This window comes from Methanolobus sp. (assembly GCF_016278385.1).
Classification (GTDB): domain Archaea; phylum Halobacteriota; class Methanosarcinia; order Methanosarcinales; family Methanosarcinaceae; genus Methanolobus.
On the sequence record NZ_JADQBY010000008.1, the window covers coordinates 75,339 to 91,524 of the forward strand.

Here is a 16,186-nt window from a genome sequence, read left to right on the forward strand (position 1 = left end):
CTTCCTGTCTGTTTTGGTCAGCTGCCGGAAGATGGTGTGATTTCAATTTCCGGCATTTTTGTAACTTCAATACCTGAGATACTTCCTATAAAGATATCCGATTCACCGGCAAAGCCCTCAAGAAGATTCCGGACGATCATATCATTGACGTATCTTCGCTTTTTAGGATCAACCACGTAACGAAGATGCATCTCTATTCTGTCACCCTCGATTTGCATAAACACCTTTGTATCAACATCATAGGATGTCAACAGGTATTTTTGTTCCATGTTTACAAGTTCTCTTTTCGAATGCTCCACGTAATCTTTTATGAGTTCATTGGTGGTTTCAAGCGCAGTTATTTTTGCCTTTTCCCAGTTACTTTCAGGAGTCAGCATGATGGTCACTTCGTCCCATATGAATGAGAAGTCCCTTGTGTAGTTCTTTATTGTATTGTTCAGGACAAAACTGTTCGGAATGTTGAGTACCCTGCCAGAGTACTGGTCTCCGTCAACCCATTCTCTGATCTCCATCAGGGTTGTGTGAAAATATGCAATATCAAGCACATCTCCATAGCAGTTTTCTACCTGTATTCTGTCTCCTGCCCTAAAGGATTTTGAAAAGAGGATAATAATACCGCCTGCAAAGTTACGAAAAACGTCCTGCAGAGTGATAACTATCCCTGCACTGAAGATGCCATATGCAATTATAAGAGTGGTTGTTTCCTTGAAAAATACTATCACTAACAATCCCAGGGCCAGCAAGGTGATGAAGATTGAGGATACTTTTCTAAGGGTATACCTGTCTCTGGTATCTCTGACTTTCTCCAGGATGATATTTCCAACCAGAACATCCAGCAAATACGCAAGCAGAATTATCAATGATGCCTGTATGAGTTTTACAAGCAGGCTTTCATTGTTTACAGCATAGTCTGTGAAGTAATTGATGTAGGAAAGTATCAGGATAATAACAGAAAATAAAAGAATTCTAATATAGTTTTTTCCACTCACATAATAATCTTGCCTGCTATCTTATAATAATTTTATCCGCGATTCCTGTTTAATGTTTTGGCCTTTGCTACAATAATGACTATTATGCGATATGTTCCGATTCCTGCAAAAATGCAAAACATGAAAGAGGTGATTAAGACATTCATTTCCCCTTGAATTGCTGCAATTATAATGAAGGCGAGTATTGCCATCAGTTTTGCAGCTCTGATTCTTACAGTGTCAAGAGATTTGCCTGTTCGGTCTCCAACACTAACTAATTTCTTCTTGTTTACTATCACTGGAATAAACAAGATCGATCCTAATATAGCAGGGTAAAGATTTTCCAATGTTCTTATGAATACCATCCCTCCATTTTCAATACAAATTATAGCAGAAGCAAATAACATCAGAATTCCTGCAGGAATATGATATTTTGCCGGATATTTTAGCTGGCTGTCGATTACAAATCCTGTAGCTGTAATCACTCCGTATATCCATGAGATGTAGTAAGTCATTGTCAGTCCAAGCAATACAATGAACAAAGAATCCATTATTCCTGCAGGCATTCCGGTCGAATGGTTCACCACTCTCAGGATCAGCAGGAGCCATAAAAATACAAGTATCATTGGCCTTTCTGAAAAGGTGAGTATTAAAAGTGACAGACTCACAGGTACAAAAGCACTCCAGTCATTGTCCGGGTCAAGTTCTCTTGAAATAGCCCATAGCAGGAATATAAACAAACCTGTTCCAACTCCTGTAAGAAGGCTTTTAGAAAAAGTTTCACCATGGATTGTACTGACAATAGTTGTTGAAACAAAAGTGAGAAATGAAATGATGGCCATCAACCAGTTTGTTAAATATCCGTAATCAAAAGGTCGACCTATAGTCGTTATTCTGTTTGTTCCCATCTCTATTATAGCTGATCCAATATGATTTCTATTTTTTCCTGTGCATTGTGCATAGTACTATGTAAAAAGTACATCATAATTATTATGGTGATTAGATATCGAAGTGTAGATATATTTATATAGTATGTATTATTAGTAGGAGTTGTCACATAAGACGCGTGTGGCTAAATGTCCCAAATGGTACGATATGGACATTATTTACCCGCCTAAAACGGAATTGGATTGCACAGGAATGTGGACTACAGGTACTTCCCCCTCAGTACCTAAAAAAACGTATGCACACATAAGTCCACATTCCATCCATTAAATCGTTCCAGTGGAGTATGAGCAAAAAAGGATTGCATTCCGATTTAAACGGAATGCGGGGTTATTGTCGCTTCCCTCTATTCAACGCCATTTTCTATTTTTCTGGCATTTTCATACATCCATATAGCGTCTTCTTTCCTTCCCATGAGTTCCAACACATATCCCAGATTCTCAAGTGTTATGGTGACATTGGCACGGTATGACTTATTCTCTGGCTCTGCTTCCATTATTTCCCCGTATGATTTCAGGGCATTCTCATAACTCTTCTTTGCTTCTGCATGCATCTTCATATTAAGGAAAAGAGCTCCCATTCCATCCAGGACACCGGCATAATCCAGCTGGTATTCCATACTGGAAGGATTTGAATCTATTAATACCCTGTAAGTTTCAAGCGATGTCTCATATCTGGTTTTTGCCTCATCGCCGTCACTGACACTTGCTGCAAGTTCTGCTATCCTTGTATGTATCGCTGCAGTTCTTTCAAGAGGGTAAACGCTCTCCGGTTCGAGTTCTGAAAGGTCGGCATATGCATCAAGTGCATAGGTATACATGTTACCTGCCTCTTCCGTCTCTCCTTTTTCAGAGAGCATCTGGGCAATATTTTCGATGATCGATGCTCTGTTTCCGGCAATCAAAGCATTGTTAACCATTGTTTCCATAAGTTTGTTGTATCTTGAAAGCAGAAATTCCAATACTTCAAGTTTCTTTGCAGATTGCTGCCCGCCAGCAGATATCTTAATTTTTTCAAGCAGCTTTACTATTTTAGGCAGGTATGTGTTTGTGTTATCTGTTTCCTGAAGTTGCTCATATGCCTGAAGTGCTTCTCTGTTCTGTCCCATTGCGACCATTATATCTGCTATCTTTTCCTGGAGCACCTTTATTCTGTAGGTGTTTTTTCCCTGTTCGTCAGGCATCAGTCCAAGAAGCTCGGTTCTGGACTCAATTATCTTCTCGTACTCTTTTTTCAGGACATCCACATTTCCTGTATTATCTGCAATTTTTTCTTTATCAATTAGTATCTCATCAATACTTTCAGCGTATTTCCTATTAAGAGACCCTGCTTTTACAATCTGCATATAAATCTTCAATGCCTCATCGATATGTCCAAGATTGCTCTGCATATGTGCCATACTTTCCAGAACATCATTCATTTTGGACCTTTCCCCGGTTGCATGTCTGACTGTTTCATAGGTATGGAGTGCCTTTTTGAAATATACAAGGGCTTCTGAATATTCTCTTTTTTCAGCAAGTATCCTGCCTGTTTTGTTGCATATTCCTGCATTTATCAGTCCAATCTCAAGGTTTTCCTCACCAATTTCCTTTATTTCATGTCCAAGTCTACTGTATAGTTCAAGTTTTGTACTGCTGTCTTCTACTACACCGATAAGTGCCAGCATATCTTCTATAAAGGATATGGCTACCTGCAGGGAAGAACTGTCTTCTTTTTCCTTTTCAAGAACCTGAACTGCAATACCCACGGATTCTTCCATCTTTGGTATTGCTTCATTAACTTTGCCTGTGTCCTTTAGCAGGTTTCCTATTATATTAAGAGCGAAAGCCACATTCAGCTGATAAGACGTATTGTCTGGCATAGATACCAGCAGCTTTCTGGACATTTGAAGTATCACTCCGTACATTTCCAACAACTTCTCAGACTGCTCCACATTTTCCAGGAGCCTGTTCATATCCCTGAGAATGTCGATAAGCATTTTTTTGTTTTCAGGATCATCAGGCTTGTCATCAAACTGCTTTGAAACGATTTCCAGTGCTTCTTCAAGTTTCATGAATGCAGCATCAGTATTTCCTTCTTTTTCACGCATGTGGGCAATATTTCGCAAGGCTGTAGACATTTTAAGCGACCCCTTGTTATTAGCATTTATTTCTGCATACTGTTCCAGTAATTCCATATATCTTTCTTCTTCAATCCCGGATGTATCATCCAGAGGAATATTCAGAAGGTTTTCAAGTATCGTGGCTCTTTTTTGCTGGTATTCGGTTTCTTCGTTACTTCCAGTTGCTCTTGCATGGAGATTAAAAGCTTCTTCCAGCGTATCCAGAGCTTCTCCATTCCTTCCTATTTCTGCAAGCAGCGCACCCATGTTGTTTAGTGTTGATACAGCGTTCGAGATATGTGATGCGCTTGAAGTTTCCTCTTTGATTAGTTCCCTGTAGTTTTGAGCAGATATCTTGTATTTTTCCCTGGCCTCTTCTTTCTTTCCTGCATTCTCCAGCGCCAGTGCCATATTACTGAACATATTTGCTTTTTGTTCAAGAGACATATAGTTCGGGTTCTTTTCAAGGATATCAGATGCCGCAAGGTATCTATTAAGTGCTTCCTCTTTTTTATCATGCGCAAATAACAGGTCTGCATATGTCTGCAATACTGCGATCTGTATCTGAGGTGAGTCTGCTTCATTTGCCTGTTCTTCAGCTCGTTGCAGTGTCTCAAGTGCATCTTCATGCAGTCCTTTCTCAATGAGGCTTACTCCTTTGTTGAAGTGCCTGAATGCTATATCTCTTGCTCTTTTGGACATAATGCTCTCGGTTTTATGATGATGGTAATTAACAACATAGGTTATACTATTTATTTTTTCACAAAAAATATAATAGAACGTTTGTACTAGCTCCGCTTTTAGGTGGGAGTATCTTATTTAATAGTAACCCTGTTACTGGTTACGTTGATAATCTTTTCTATAAAAATATCTTTAAGTTCAGAATCGACTTCCACAACAAAGTCTGCAACATCAGAGTAACTTGTTTCCAGAATGCTGCCGTAGTCTGCCACCAATCTGGATACAACATCAATGTCCGAATAATTTGATTTTATATGTAAACGTATCCTTTTGCAAACCTCGATAATTTCCACATTCTCTATGGCTTCAATTGCAGTTTCTCTGTATGCTCTGGTAAGTCCTCCAAAACCAAGTTTAATTCCTCCAAAATACCTGTTTACAACTACCGCTACATTGCTGAGTTCTTTCATCTCCAGTACTTTGAATACTGGCTTTCCTGAACTTCCGGCAGGTTCCCCGTCATCGTCATATTTCATTGCAAGAACATTATTTGAATTTATAAGATATGCAGAAACATTATGATTTGCATCACTATGGTTTCTTTTTACATCGGTTATTACATTTTTAGCTTCTTCTTCATCTTTTACAGGGATTGCGTAGGCGATAAAGGTTGAATTTTTTATATCCTTCTGTGCATATCCCTTTGCTTTTAATGTTTTGTAACCTGACAACAACACCCTCCATTATTTACTTATCTTTATATTTCGAAAATGATTTTTTTATTTTTTGCATTAGATATATGTAAATACTAAAAACTGCTATTAAGATTAACCACAATTATCATCATTCAATATTTTTATTTCAGGTAATATTATGGTTCATAAAAACCCTATATTCTTTGTAATACTCCTGCTGGCAGTATTTTATTCCTGTCCCATAGCTCATAGCTTAGGTCAGGAAGCTGAAGGTTTGAATTCAATTGCTTTTTCCCTTGCCAGAAATGGCACATATGATGAAGCTCTGGTTTATTTTGATAAATCCTTGGAAGCAGACCCTTCCTATATACAGGCACTGGACAATAAAGGTTCAACGCTTATTCTGATGGGGAATTATAGCGCAGCATCAAAAGTATATGACCAGATACTAATCCGCTATCCTAATTCTCCTGCAGCTCATTTTAAGAAAGGGCTTGCCCTTTCAGGGCAGGGTTATCATGAAGAAGCCCTGAATTATTACAATGAGTCTCTTCATCTTTTATCAAATGAAAGTATTTCTGATTATGAAGATGTCTTTGACATTGGTACTTTTTCCCCGATGGCTTCATCACAGGAGCACAAATTAATTGATGTGGACTATGATTCCAGAATTCCAGGTGTATGGTACCAGAAAGCATTCTCACTAAAATCGCTTGGAAAGTACGATGCATCCCTTGAACAATATGATTTGATTATAAACCTTGTAAAAAGCAACAATGCTGGTATTTCAAAACGTGCAGCCAGTTTGTATGAGCTTGGAAAATACAATGATTCAATAAGCGTTTATGATGAGGCGTTACAGATAGAACCTGATAATGCTGATTACTGGTATGGGAAAGGTCTGAATTATGATAGTTTAGGTGATTATGAAAAAGCTATCCATTCATATGAGAAAGCTATAGAATTTAATCCTGAATATATCAATGCATACTACAATAAAGCACATGATCTTGAGCTAATGGGTCAGCTTGAACTTGCTGTGCAACAATATGATGCTCTTGTCAAGGTCAATCCCTATGCAGTTGATGCCTGGTATCAAATGGGAATAGGTTTTGTGGAACTTGGTAATTATAACTCCGCATTGAATGCTTTTAATCAGGTTCTGATCTATGAACCGGAAAATGCAGAGGTATGGACACATAAGGGTGATATGCTGGATACCCTTGGTATGTATACAGAGGCTATAGAAGCTTATGATATAGCTTTACAGCTTGATAATAAAGGTGTGGATTCTTCCAGCTTAGGGGCAAGTCTGTTTGGTGTGCCTTTCGAAGTTTCTGATTGCTATGATGATATTCCTGAATTTCAGTCTGATTCTGCTTTGTTGTGGTTCAACAAAGGTCTCTCTTTTTATAAAATGGGCAATTACGAGGGTGCGATTGAGGCATTTGATAGTGCAGCCGACATCGAGCCGGATTTTCCTATGATCTGGTATAAAAAAGCCAGTGCATATGAGAATCTTGAAATGTATGACGAAGCTATTAAATCATACGAGAAAGCGGTGAAAACGGATGGTTCATGTGCAAGGCTCTACTACGATCTTGGTCTTGCTTATGATCGTGTTGCTGATTACAACGATGCACAAAAAGCATACTCTAAGGCCGTAAAACTTGAACCTAATTTCACAGCTGCACTCTATAACAGGGGGCAAGACCTGGATAATCTCGAAAAGTATGTTGACTCTGCGGAAGTTTATTCTAAAGTACTTGAGCTTCAACCCGAATCCATAGATGCATGGCTGGGAAAAGGTTATGCTCTGAATGAACTTGGCATTCATGAGGATGCAATCGAGTGTTATGAACAGGTTATCCAATTGGATCCATCTAATTCATTTGCCCGGTTCCAGTTAAATGCAAATAAGGCTTTCCTCGAAAGCAGTAATAGTTCAGTTTCGTATTCTTATGATACTACCACATCATTTGGGGTACTGAATTCCGAAATTTTCAGTTCAGATGTGCTTATCCTGTACGATTCAGATAACATTTTATACGGTAATGGTAATGGCCCTAAAAATGAAGAAATACTTGGTAATATCATCACTTATGATAAGGTTTGGATTTCCAAGGCATCTTGTTACGAAAGCATGTCGATGTCTGATATTGCTATAGAGACTTATAATGCCGCTATACTTCTCAATCCGCAATCTGCCGAAGCCTGGAGTGGAATGGCATCATCTTATGATATTCTGGGTAAACATTCCGAAGCCATTTACTGTCATGAGCGGGCGGTATTGCTTGATCCCGATAATTCTATGGTATGGTACGAAAAAGCTCTTTCACATTACAATAGCGGAGAAAACCAACTGGCAGTTGAATCTTTTGAAAAGGTTATGGAGAATGAAAATTCCAATCCTGATGCTCTTTATTATAAGGCACTAGCCTATGACAACCTTGGTATGTATGCTGAATCCATTAAATTATATGATATATTGTTACAACAGAATGACCGGGATATAGATATCTGGTGCAGGGTGGGAAATGCTGCATACCAGCTTGGAGAATATGAAAAAGCAAAAGAAGCTTTTGACAGTGTGCTCCTATACGACCCTACAAATATCACAGCTCTTAAATCGCAAAGCAGGGCTGTAGAAGGGCTTGGTAGATATGAAGAAGCCATTGATATCTATGATAAAATACTGGCTATTAACCCGGCAGATTCCAGTGTGCTTTTTGAAAAAGCTTCCGTTTATGAGAGAATCGGAAATTATACAGAAGCATTTGTAATCTATGACCGGATTCTGGAATTGGAGCCGGAGAATGTCATGGTCATGAACAGAAAAGCTTTCTCATATTATCTTAAAGGTGACCTTGCAGGTGCATCAGATATGTTTGCAATGGCAGCAGCTAAAGATCCTACAAATGTTGCAGCCTGGTATCATTTGGGAACGATGGCGTACATAAGAAGCAGTTATAGGGGTGCTCTTTTTTATTATGATAAGGCACTGGAGCTTGATCCATACTGCATAACAGCCTGGTATAACAAAGGTTTCATTCTCAATATCATGGGTGATATTGAAGGTGCTGTTGAATGTTATGACAATGCCCTGATAATCGATCCTGATTCACCTTCTGTCCTTTACAATAAGCAATTCGCACTGTATAAAATAGGTGAATTCTCAACAGGTGAAACAACAAAAGAAAGACTTGACTCCATAGATCCAGGCTTTGCAGATTCTCTTAACGATCGAGGTACACGTTTCTTTGTTCCTTCCGAATATAGTGAGACTCTGGATTATAGTTTGCCTGATAGATGGTACAACGATACCACAACAAGCACTGCTGTAAGTAATGAATCCATGGCATCACATCCTTACATTACTGGTGTAAAGGAGTAGTTCCCGATATATTTTGCGTGGCATTTGACTTTGTCACACAAGATTTATCGTGTATGAGTGCAATTACCATCCATGCTCAGTTCTCTTATTTTTGACATGGATGGAGTACTTGTAGATTCTATGATGTATCATGCACAGGCATGGATACAGGTTTCCAGTGAAGTTGGTGTCAAGGTTGCACCTGCTGATATCTATGAAATAGAAGGTGCTAACCACAGACTTGGTCTAGAGTGGCTTTTTAAAAGGGCAGGTAGAGATTTTGAGCCGGAAATGTATGAAAAGGTCATGCAAAGGAAAATTGAGATATTTTATAGCATTGCCGATGTGAAAGCATTTGATGGAATGGCAGATTGTCTCAGTGTACTTAAGAATAATTTCAGGCTGGCGGTCGTTACAGGTTCCGAACGAGCTACAGTTGAATCTTTTATGAACCAGTTCTTCCCTGGAATCTTTGATGTTGTAGTTTCAGGTGAAGACGTGAGTTATGGGAAACCATATCCTGAACCTTACCTTAAAGCCGTTGAAATGCTGGGGATTGCAAAAGATGAATGCATTGTGGTGGAGAATGCCCCAATGGGTGTTGAGTCTGCAAAAAGAGCTGGTCTTTACTGCGTGGGCGTGCCGACATATGTTTCCCCGGACAGGTTATCCGAAGCAGATATCGTACTGGAAGACCACGCATCGTTGCAGGATTATCTTTACAATATCCTTGAGTCAAGGAATATGAGCGATAATTCGTAAGATTTTAAAACCAATGCTCCCAATATACTACTATGGAAGAGAAAACAGGATCTGACATGAAGGATGCTCTTATAGAGAACCTGCATAATCTGAAAGAGAGTTTCCGCGAAACCCCAAGTATGGAATATCTTCTCCAGATAATTGCCACGTATCGTGGACTTGAACAGACGGAACGTGGCATTGGCTTTGCAGAAGCTTTCATTATGCAGATAGAGGATGAAAAGGAAAGACTCTTGCAGACCTCAATGGTGTTTGAGATGGTTGAACTGAACGAGGAGGCTCTTTCCTATCTGACCGAGGCCGGTGAGAAATTCCCGGAGGATGTACAGGTGAGGAACCACCATGGAATGCTTCTGAACAAGCTCAAAGAGTTCGAGAATGCACTCTCCATCTACGATGGTCTGCTTGAAAGCACACCTAGTTCCCTTGAGTCACTTTCCGGCAAATTGATAGCGCTTGTGGGACTTGGAAGGCAGGGGGACATTCTGAAACTATACAAGATCTCCATTGCTATAACCCCATCCTCGGTCCAGGACTGGCACTTCAAGGGTGTTATCGATGGTATTCTTAAGGATTATTTTGAACATGAAAAAGGTGTATCTATCACCGAAGGGCAGGCAGCTAAGTTGTCTGGAAGTTTTAATTCCATTAACCACATAATAGATGGATTGGGGCACGAGGTCCGTAACTTTTACATGATGGGAAATTTTGCAGGTAAAGAGATATATCATGAAATACTGGAAAATAAAAACTAATTTTTCTGGCATTTTATAACGAACGGGTTATATTATGTCCGTTTTGTGCAATTTAAACTATTATTATAGCCGGATATGGTTAATAGTGGGCTCAAAAGGGTAACGTTTATAATCGCTCTTTCCACATTTGCTATATGAAAAAATATGATGTGAAATGCCTGTTGTGTGGTGAAGTTCACAATCCCTATTCACTGAGCTGTAAAAAGGGTGACGATTCTCTTCTTCGTGCTTATTACACAGCAAAACAGTTGATGCCAACGGATATGCCAGGTCTCTGGCGGTACTATAACTGGCTTCCTGTTGAAGGTATCATCGAAGAAGGTTCCGGGCGGACCATTACTTACAAAAGTGAAAAACTTGCTTCTGCTCTGGGTCTTGATGACCTGTGGATTGCTTTTAATGGTTACTGGCCGGAGAGGGATGCTTATCTTATGACATGTACCTTCAAAGATCTCGAGTCATTCCCAACCATGCAGAGACTCATGGAACAGGAAGAAAAAAGAATAATGGTTGTTGCATCCGCCGGTAATACTGCCAGGGCATTTGCTCATGTTTGCAGTATAACAGGCCAGCCACTTCTTCTTGTAGTTCCAAAAGAAAGTGTCCACAGACTGTGGACAATACATGATGATAATCATTCAGTTTGCCTTGTAACGGTGGAAGGTGACTATTTCGATGCCATAGCCCTTGCAGGCAAGATAGCATCAAGAGAAGGTTTTGTAAATGAAGGCGGTGCTAAAAACGTTGCCAGGCGCGATGGTATGGGCACAGTGATGCTTGATGCGGTGTTGACTTCCAATGAGCTGCCTGCTCATTATTTCCAGGCAGTTGGAAGTGGTACCGGCGGCATCTCGGCGTGGGAAGCATCCATGAGATTAGTTGAGGATGGACGATTCGGAAATACCTTGCCAAAACTCCATCTTGGGCAGAGTCTCCCATGTGCACCACTTTATTCCCTCTGGAAAGGCACTGATGCAATTGATGCCGCATGTCCCGATGAAATGTATGATGATGTTCTCTTCAACAGGAAACCACCTTTCGCTGTAAAGGGTGGCGTAAAGAATGCTCTTGAGGCAAGCGGTGGAGACATCTATGCTGTAAGTAACGAAGAAGCTTCCTATGCCCAGGATCTCTTTGAGAAATCAGAAGGTATAGACATAAATCCTGCTGCAGCAGTCGCAGTTGCCACACTTGTGCAGGCTGTGAAAGCCGGCAATGTGAAGCCCGGTGAAAAGATAGTTCTCAATATCACCGGCGGCGGACAAAAACGATTGATTAAGGATTATGAATTAAAACAACTACCTGTATCTCTTGCAGTGTCGGCAAAGGACGAGGATGCAGAGAACATGGTGGTAAAAAAGGTAACCGAAGGATTTGGTGTATAATTATGGCTGAAATAATAACTCTTACTATACTGGGCGGTGTTGACAAAGATGGTGTCAACGAGCCTATAAGATCAGTTGATATCTCCCGTGGCGAAATAGTTGGCATTGTAGGTCCAACAGGTTCCGGAAAGAGCACACTTATCGATGATATCGAGCAGCTTGCGCAGGGTGATACGCCTACTGGCAGATTACTTCTTATCAATGGCGAAAAACCGGATGCAAGTGTCCGTGCGGACCCGCGTAAGAAACTTGTTGCCCAGCTTTCACAGAACATGCATTTCCTTGCTGACATGACAGTTGAGGAATTTCTGCAGATGCACGCACGTAGCAGAGGTAAGGACGAAGGTCTTGTTTCAAGGGTTATCGAGCTTGCAAATGGCCTTACTGGAGAGCCAATTGCACCGCATCACCACCTGACATCTCTTAGTGGTGGTCAGTCCAGGTCACTTATGACCGCGGATATTGCAGTAATCAGTGACTCTCCTGTGGTGCTCATCGATGAGGTGGAGAATGCAGGTATCAAGAAGCAGGAGGCTCTCCAATTGCTTGCAGGCGAGGGAAAGATTGTTGTTGTGGTCACACATGACCCGGTTCTTGCATTGATGTCCTCCCGCAGGATAGTTATTAGAAACGGAGGCATGGTAGACATTATCACAACAAGTGAGCAGGAACAGGATGTCTGCTGTAAGATAAGTGAGGTAGATAACTGGCTCATGTCGCTCCGGGAGACTATAAGGCGTGGTGACATCGTGGGAGAAGTTGCATGAAGCTTGTTGTAATTGCTGGAACGCCCGGTTCAGGAAAGACTTCTGTTCTCTTGCATACCATTAAAGCTCTGATGAGGCATGAAAAAAGACCTGCGGTTGTCAAGGTTGATTGTCTCTGGACAGACGACGACCAGCGTTTCAAGAAACTGGGCATACCTGTGCATGTTGGTCTTGCCAAGGATATGTGTCCAGACCATTTTACTATTTATAACACTGAAGAAATGCTTAAATGGGCAACTGCAGAAGGTGCTGATGTCCTGCTTAGCGAGACTGCCGGACTTTGCTTGCGCTGTGCCCCTTACCCGGATGAGTGTCTTGCAGTTTGCGTCATAGATGTCACAACAGGTCCTAACACGCCACTCAAGGTAGGTCCTCTGCTTACAACCGCCGATATAGTCGTCACGACAAAAGGTGACCTTGTATCACAGGCTGAGCGGGAAGTATTCAGAGAACGTGTCCTTGAGGTCAATCCGGGATGCATCATTGTAGAAGCAAACGGTCTTGCCGGAAAAGGTTCGTTCGAGCTAGCAGAACTGATAAGGTCCGGTCCGGATGTTGTAGACAATATGCTTTTGCGCTATAACCCTCCTCTTGCAATATGCTCTCTGTGCACTGGTGAAAACCGTGTTGCGAGGAAACATCATATGGGTGTCCTGAGGAACCTTGATGGTTTCATGGAATACAAGGGAGAATGATCCATGAGCGAGATCGAAAAACTGCTTCCTGGTTATAATTGTGGAAGTTGTGGATTCCGCCAGTGCAGGGACTTTGCATCATATATCAAAACTGCTGAAGACTTGCATAAATGCCCTTTTCTTTCCCGTGAAAATTTCAAGGATAATGTGGAAAAAATACTGATACTTCTGGGCGCGGAGGTCCCCGGAGATGAAAAAATAATCGGTATCATTGACGGACTTGAGGCGGACTTCACTTTGGCTCCACTTAAAGATGAATGCTCATGCAGAGAAGATATACATCCCTTTGACACTTCTGTTGAAGTGGAAGTAGGCGATATACTGCGCTACAGGCCACTTGGATGTCCTGTTACTCATTTTGCAAAGGTCATCGATAAAACACCTGGTGCAATATACACAGTTCACATGGTAGGGCCATTACACAGGCTCGGGAATGATGATTTCAAATTCAAGGACATTGGTCTCTGTATGATACTTGCTTTTGATGGCAAGGTTGCAAAGGGTAAGATTCCGAAAGTAGGCCAGACCGTGAAGTTTATTCCTGAATACTGCATGATGCAGAAGGTCCACTCCGGCATGGTCGTGGGTGTGGAAGGCAGAAACGTTCGCATCGAGGCAATAGACTTGAAAGTATGGTGATATCATGACTAATTCATTAACAGGTGAACTTACTCCTTCTGAATCTATTTTTGAAGGTCTCAGGGATGCTGGCATAGATTTCATTGTCAGTGTGCCATGCGCTAATCTCAAGGAACTCATCCCAATGGTGGATGAAGCGCCTGATATCATTCATCTGCCAGTGACCCGTGAAGAAGAAGGCGTGGGAATATGTGCAGGGGCCTATATGGGCGGCAAAAAGCCAGCAATGCTCATGCAGAACTCAGGTCTTGGCAATTCGATAAATGCACTTGCTTCACTGAATATTCTCTACAAAATACCGCTTTTGATGATTATTAGTCACAGGGGTGTGGAGGGCGAACCAATAGTTGCCCAGGTGCCAATGGGTGAGTTGACCACCAAATTGCTGGATACCATGGAGATTCCATATTTCCTTCCGCAGAAAGGCGTCGATCCGGCAGATCTTATCGTAAGAGCATGGAATGAAGCTTATGAGAAGAGAAAACCAGTTGCTGTACTTTTACCCATACCATTCTGGAGGAAGCAATAATGAAGCGTATAGATGCCATCAACGAAATCGCTGCAAAGGTAAAAGAAACAGGTGCATTGCTTATAGCTAACATCGGTATTCCCTGCAAGGAATTACATTATGTGTGCGATATACCTAATAATTTTTACATGCTTGGTTCCATGGGACTTGCTTCTTCAATAGGTCTTGGTCTTGCATTATCAAGGCCTGATAAGAAGGTTATTGCAATAGACGGGGACGGTTCTATCCTCATGAATATGGGAACCCTTGCAACAATAGCTTCACAGGAACCGGATAATTATATCCTGGTTATTGTTGACAACCGTGCCTATGGTTCAACCGGCAATCAGCCTACAGCCACTTCAAAGAATACTGATCTTGCGGCCGTAGCAAAGGGAGCAGGAAACTCAAATGTCTATGTGGTCGATACTCCCGAGGGTCTGAGAAGAACCCTGAAATCCACAGATAATGGGATAATAGTAGTAAAAGCCGAGCCTGGTAATTCCGATGCTCCGGTGATTGAGATGAGTCCTGAAACAATCCTCAAAAGGTTTATGGGTATATCCTCTCGACCATCTCGTTGATTTTGAAATCTCCATCCTCTACTTTCTTTTTAAGTTTCCCGGCAAGTTCTTCAGCTCTTTTTCGGTCTGATTGTCTCAGTACAATGGGTACATCATACTGCTTTCCATCTATTTTGAAGTGAAGCTCTCCAAGCTCGGCGGTGAATACTTCACCGGGGCAGAGTGTTGAGCAAAGGCCGCAATTGAAGCACATGTATCTGTCAAGTACCATTCTGTCATCATTGCGGTATATCGCTCCCATGGGACAATCTCTTGTAGGCTTGCACGTGTCACAATTAATACAATTATCAGGATTGAAACTGACTGAGGCGTCTGTATCCTTCCACGCATCAGCATATGTGCTGCTACCTATCATCATTCTTTTATCCACATCATTGACAACCATTGGGATGTCACTGTCTGTTTTGATCACTGCATCAAGTACGGATTGACTTGTAACAGGTATGGCAATGGCCCAGGAGGCTATGCACTCAGGTCCGGCAGATGTCTTAAAACCACCCATGAGGGCCGGATCCATATCGTGCATATCTGCAAATCCGGTCAGGTTTGGCTTTTCCGGGCTACTGCGCGTTCCATGTCCAATAACGAAGCCTTCAGCTCCGTTCATAAGCATGCGTGTCCCTATTCCAATCGTCTCCATTTTAGGGTCATTTTTAACAGGGTTAATCTCGCCACATCCGGAAAGTGTTGCACCATCCATGTCAGGGCTGAACTGTACAGCATGGAATATAGTGCTGATTGGTTTTGTAGAGCAATTCACAAAAGCGGCATAGTTCTTGAAAGTATGGCGGGTTGCATAGAGCTTAGCATAAGGTATGTCATCCAGTTTAACTTGACTTTTGAAGGATACATTTTCGTCGGTGACAACGGAAACATCTATGTTTTTTCCCTCAACCAGTTCTCTAAAAAGGTGTCCTGCTCCGTAACTGTGTTCATAGGTTGAATGCGCTGTTCCAAATACTATAAGGTCAAGCACTCCAAGACTTTCATTGGGGCACGGTCCAACATGTGCCGGTACTCCATTTAGAAGAACCGTTGATGCTCTCTTAAAACTTAAAGAGCAATCTACAGGGAAAGATAGGATTGCATATGTTCCGCTCATGATAGCTCTTGTTGCAGTTGTGACAACATCAACATCTTTTGTTGTTATGTTCTCTCCTTTTTCCACAAGTCTGGATACTTCCTGTGCTGTCATTACAACGGCTTCTTTTTTATCCAGTTTTTCTTTAATATGAGCAATAGAGCGTTCCATAAATACCCCTCGTTTCAAAAATCAAATTAATAATTCAAATATGAAATACAAAATAAAAATGGCAGCAGTTTTTGCT

The 16,186-nt window shown here is 41.3% G+C and carries 14 protein-coding genes; 9 read left to right on the forward strand and 5 right to left on the reverse strand.

What is annotated here, in order from left to right; translation table 11 throughout:
- Window positions 1-17: 17 nt before the first annotated feature.
- From QZZ23_RS03995 to QZZ23_RS04010, 4 genes are all read right to left on the reverse strand, one after another.
- On the reverse strand, window positions 18-989 hold the full coding sequence (locus QZZ23_RS03995) for a mechanosensitive ion channel family protein (RefSeq protein ID WP_292467023.1): 972 nt from the start codon (window positions 987-989) through the stop codon (window positions 18-20).
- A gap of 32 nt (window positions 990-1,021) precedes the next feature.
- Entirely contained in the window at window positions 1,022-1,876 is an 855-nt protein-coding gene (locus QZZ23_RS04000; protein WP_292467025.1) for a hypothetical protein, read from the reverse strand.
- Between the two features lie 383 nt (window positions 1,877-2,259).
- Window positions 2,260-4,716, reverse strand: a complete 2,457-nt coding sequence (locus QZZ23_RS04005) for a tetratricopeptide repeat protein (RefSeq protein WP_292467027.1) — start codon at window positions 4,714-4,716, stop codon at window positions 2,260-2,262.
- A gap of 113 nt (window positions 4,717-4,829) precedes the next feature.
- Window positions 4,830-5,432 carry a YigZ family protein gene (locus QZZ23_RS04010; protein ID WP_292467030.1) on the reverse strand — a complete coding sequence of 201 codons (603 nt, stop codon included), beginning with the start codon at window positions 5,430-5,432 and terminating at the stop codon, window positions 4,830-4,832.
- A gap of 136 nt (window positions 5,433-5,568) precedes the next feature.
- Here QZZ23_RS04010 and QZZ23_RS04015 point away from each other — a divergent pair, with 136 nt between their 5' ends.
- The 9 genes from QZZ23_RS04015 (at window position 5,569) to comE (ending at window position 14,858) form a co-directional block, all read left to right on the forward strand.
- Window positions 5,569-8,784: a tetratricopeptide repeat protein gene (locus QZZ23_RS04015; RefSeq protein WP_292467032.1), complete on the forward strand. Its 3,216-nt coding sequence runs from the start codon at window positions 5,569-5,571 to the stop codon at window positions 8,782-8,784.
- Between the two features lie 72 nt (window positions 8,785-8,856).
- Entirely contained in the window at window positions 8,857-9,525 is a 669-nt protein-coding gene (locus tag QZZ23_RS04020; RefSeq protein WP_292467034.1) for an HAD family phosphatase, read from the forward strand.
- 32 nt (window positions 9,526-9,557) lie between these two features.
- A complete protein-coding gene (locus QZZ23_RS04025; RefSeq protein ID WP_292467036.1) occupies window positions 9,558-10,280 on the forward strand; it encodes a hypothetical protein in 723 nt (240 codons plus the stop codon).
- 134 nt (window positions 10,281-10,414) lie between these two features.
- Complete coding sequence (locus QZZ23_RS04030; RefSeq protein WP_292467038.1) at window positions 10,415-11,665, forward strand: cysteate synthase; 1,251 nt, start codon at window positions 10,415-10,417, stop codon at window positions 11,663-11,665.
- A 2-nt stretch (window positions 11,666-11,667) separates the two neighbouring features.
- Window positions 11,668-12,432, forward strand: coding sequence for an ATP-binding cassette domain-containing protein (locus QZZ23_RS04035; RefSeq protein WP_292467040.1), 765 nt, complete (start codon window positions 11,668-11,670; stop codon window positions 12,430-12,432).
- Window positions 12,429-13,127 (forward strand): GTP-binding protein, encoded by a 699-nt coding sequence (locus QZZ23_RS04040; protein ID WP_292467042.1) that lies wholly within the window; start codon window positions 12,429-12,431, stop codon window positions 13,125-13,127. Before QZZ23_RS04035 ends, QZZ23_RS04040 begins: the two co-directional genes overlap by 4 nt.
- A 3-nt stretch (window positions 13,128-13,130) precedes the next feature.
- Window positions 13,131-13,766 (forward strand): (Fe-S)-binding protein, encoded by a 636-nt coding sequence (locus tag QZZ23_RS04045; protein WP_292467044.1) that lies wholly within the window; start codon window positions 13,131-13,133, stop codon window positions 13,764-13,766.
- Window positions 13,767-13,770: 4 nt separating this feature from the next.
- Window positions 13,771-14,295, forward strand: coding sequence for a sulfopyruvate decarboxylase subunit alpha (gene comD, locus QZZ23_RS04050; RefSeq protein ID WP_292467046.1), 525 nt, complete (start codon window positions 13,771-13,773; stop codon window positions 14,293-14,295).
- A complete protein-coding gene (gene comE / locus QZZ23_RS04055; protein WP_292467047.1) occupies window positions 14,295-14,858 on the forward strand; it encodes a sulfopyruvate decarboxylase subunit beta in 564 nt (187 codons plus the stop codon). The genes comD and comE overlap by 1 nt, the downstream gene beginning before the upstream one ends.
- Here the strand turns inward: comE and QZZ23_RS04060 are convergent.
- Window positions 14,827-16,110, reverse strand: coding sequence for a methanogenesis marker 16 metalloprotein (locus QZZ23_RS04060; RefSeq protein ID WP_292467049.1), 1,284 nt, complete (start codon window positions 16,108-16,110; stop codon window positions 14,827-14,829). The genes comE and QZZ23_RS04060 overlap by 32 nt on opposite strands.
- Window positions 16,111-16,186: the final 76 nt, after the last annotated feature.

Excerpts from the sequence above, each read along its gene's own strand:
- QZZ23_RS04015 (WP_292467032.1), top strand. The coding sequence starts at position 5,569 with ATGGTTCATAAAAACCCTATATTCTTTGTAATACTCCTGCTGGCAGTA.
- QZZ23_RS04045 (WP_292467044.1), top strand. The coding sequence starts at position 13,131 with ATGAGCGAGATCGAAAAACTGCTTCCTGGTTATAATTGTGGAAGTTGT.
- QZZ23_RS04060 (WP_292467049.1), bottom strand. The coding sequence starts at position 16,110 with ATGGAACGCTCTATTGCTCATATTAAAGAAAAACTGGATAAAAAAGAA.
- comD (WP_292467046.1), top strand. The coding sequence starts at position 13,771 with ATGACTAATTCATTAACAGGTGAACTTACTCCTTCTGAATCTATTTTT.
- QZZ23_RS04005 (WP_292467027.1), bottom strand. The coding sequence starts at position 4,716 with ATGTCCAAAAGAGCAAGAGATATAGCATTCAGGCACTTCAACAAAGGA.
- comE (WP_292467047.1), top strand. The coding sequence starts at position 14,295 with ATGAAGCGTATAGATGCCATCAACGAAATCGCTGCAAAGGTAAAAGAA.
- QZZ23_RS04000 (WP_292467025.1), bottom strand. The coding sequence starts at position 1,876 with ATGGGAACAAACAGAATAACGACTATAGGTCGACCTTTTGATTACGGA.
- QZZ23_RS04030 (WP_292467038.1), top strand. The coding sequence starts at position 10,415 with ATGAAAAAATATGATGTGAAATGCCTGTTGTGTGGTGAAGTTCACAAT.
- QZZ23_RS04025 (WP_292467036.1), top strand. The coding sequence starts at position 9,558 with ATGGAAGAGAAAACAGGATCTGACATGAAGGATGCTCTTATAGAGAAC.
- QZZ23_RS04040 (WP_292467042.1), top strand. The coding sequence starts at position 12,429 with ATGAAGCTTGTTGTAATTGCTGGAACGCCCGGTTCAGGAAAGACTTCT.
- QZZ23_RS04020 (WP_292467034.1), top strand. The coding sequence starts at position 8,857 with ATGCTCAGTTCTCTTATTTTTGACATGGATGGAGTACTTGTAGATTCT.
- QZZ23_RS04035 (WP_292467040.1), top strand. The coding sequence starts at position 11,668 with ATGGCTGAAATAATAACTCTTACTATACTGGGCGGTGTTGACAAAGAT.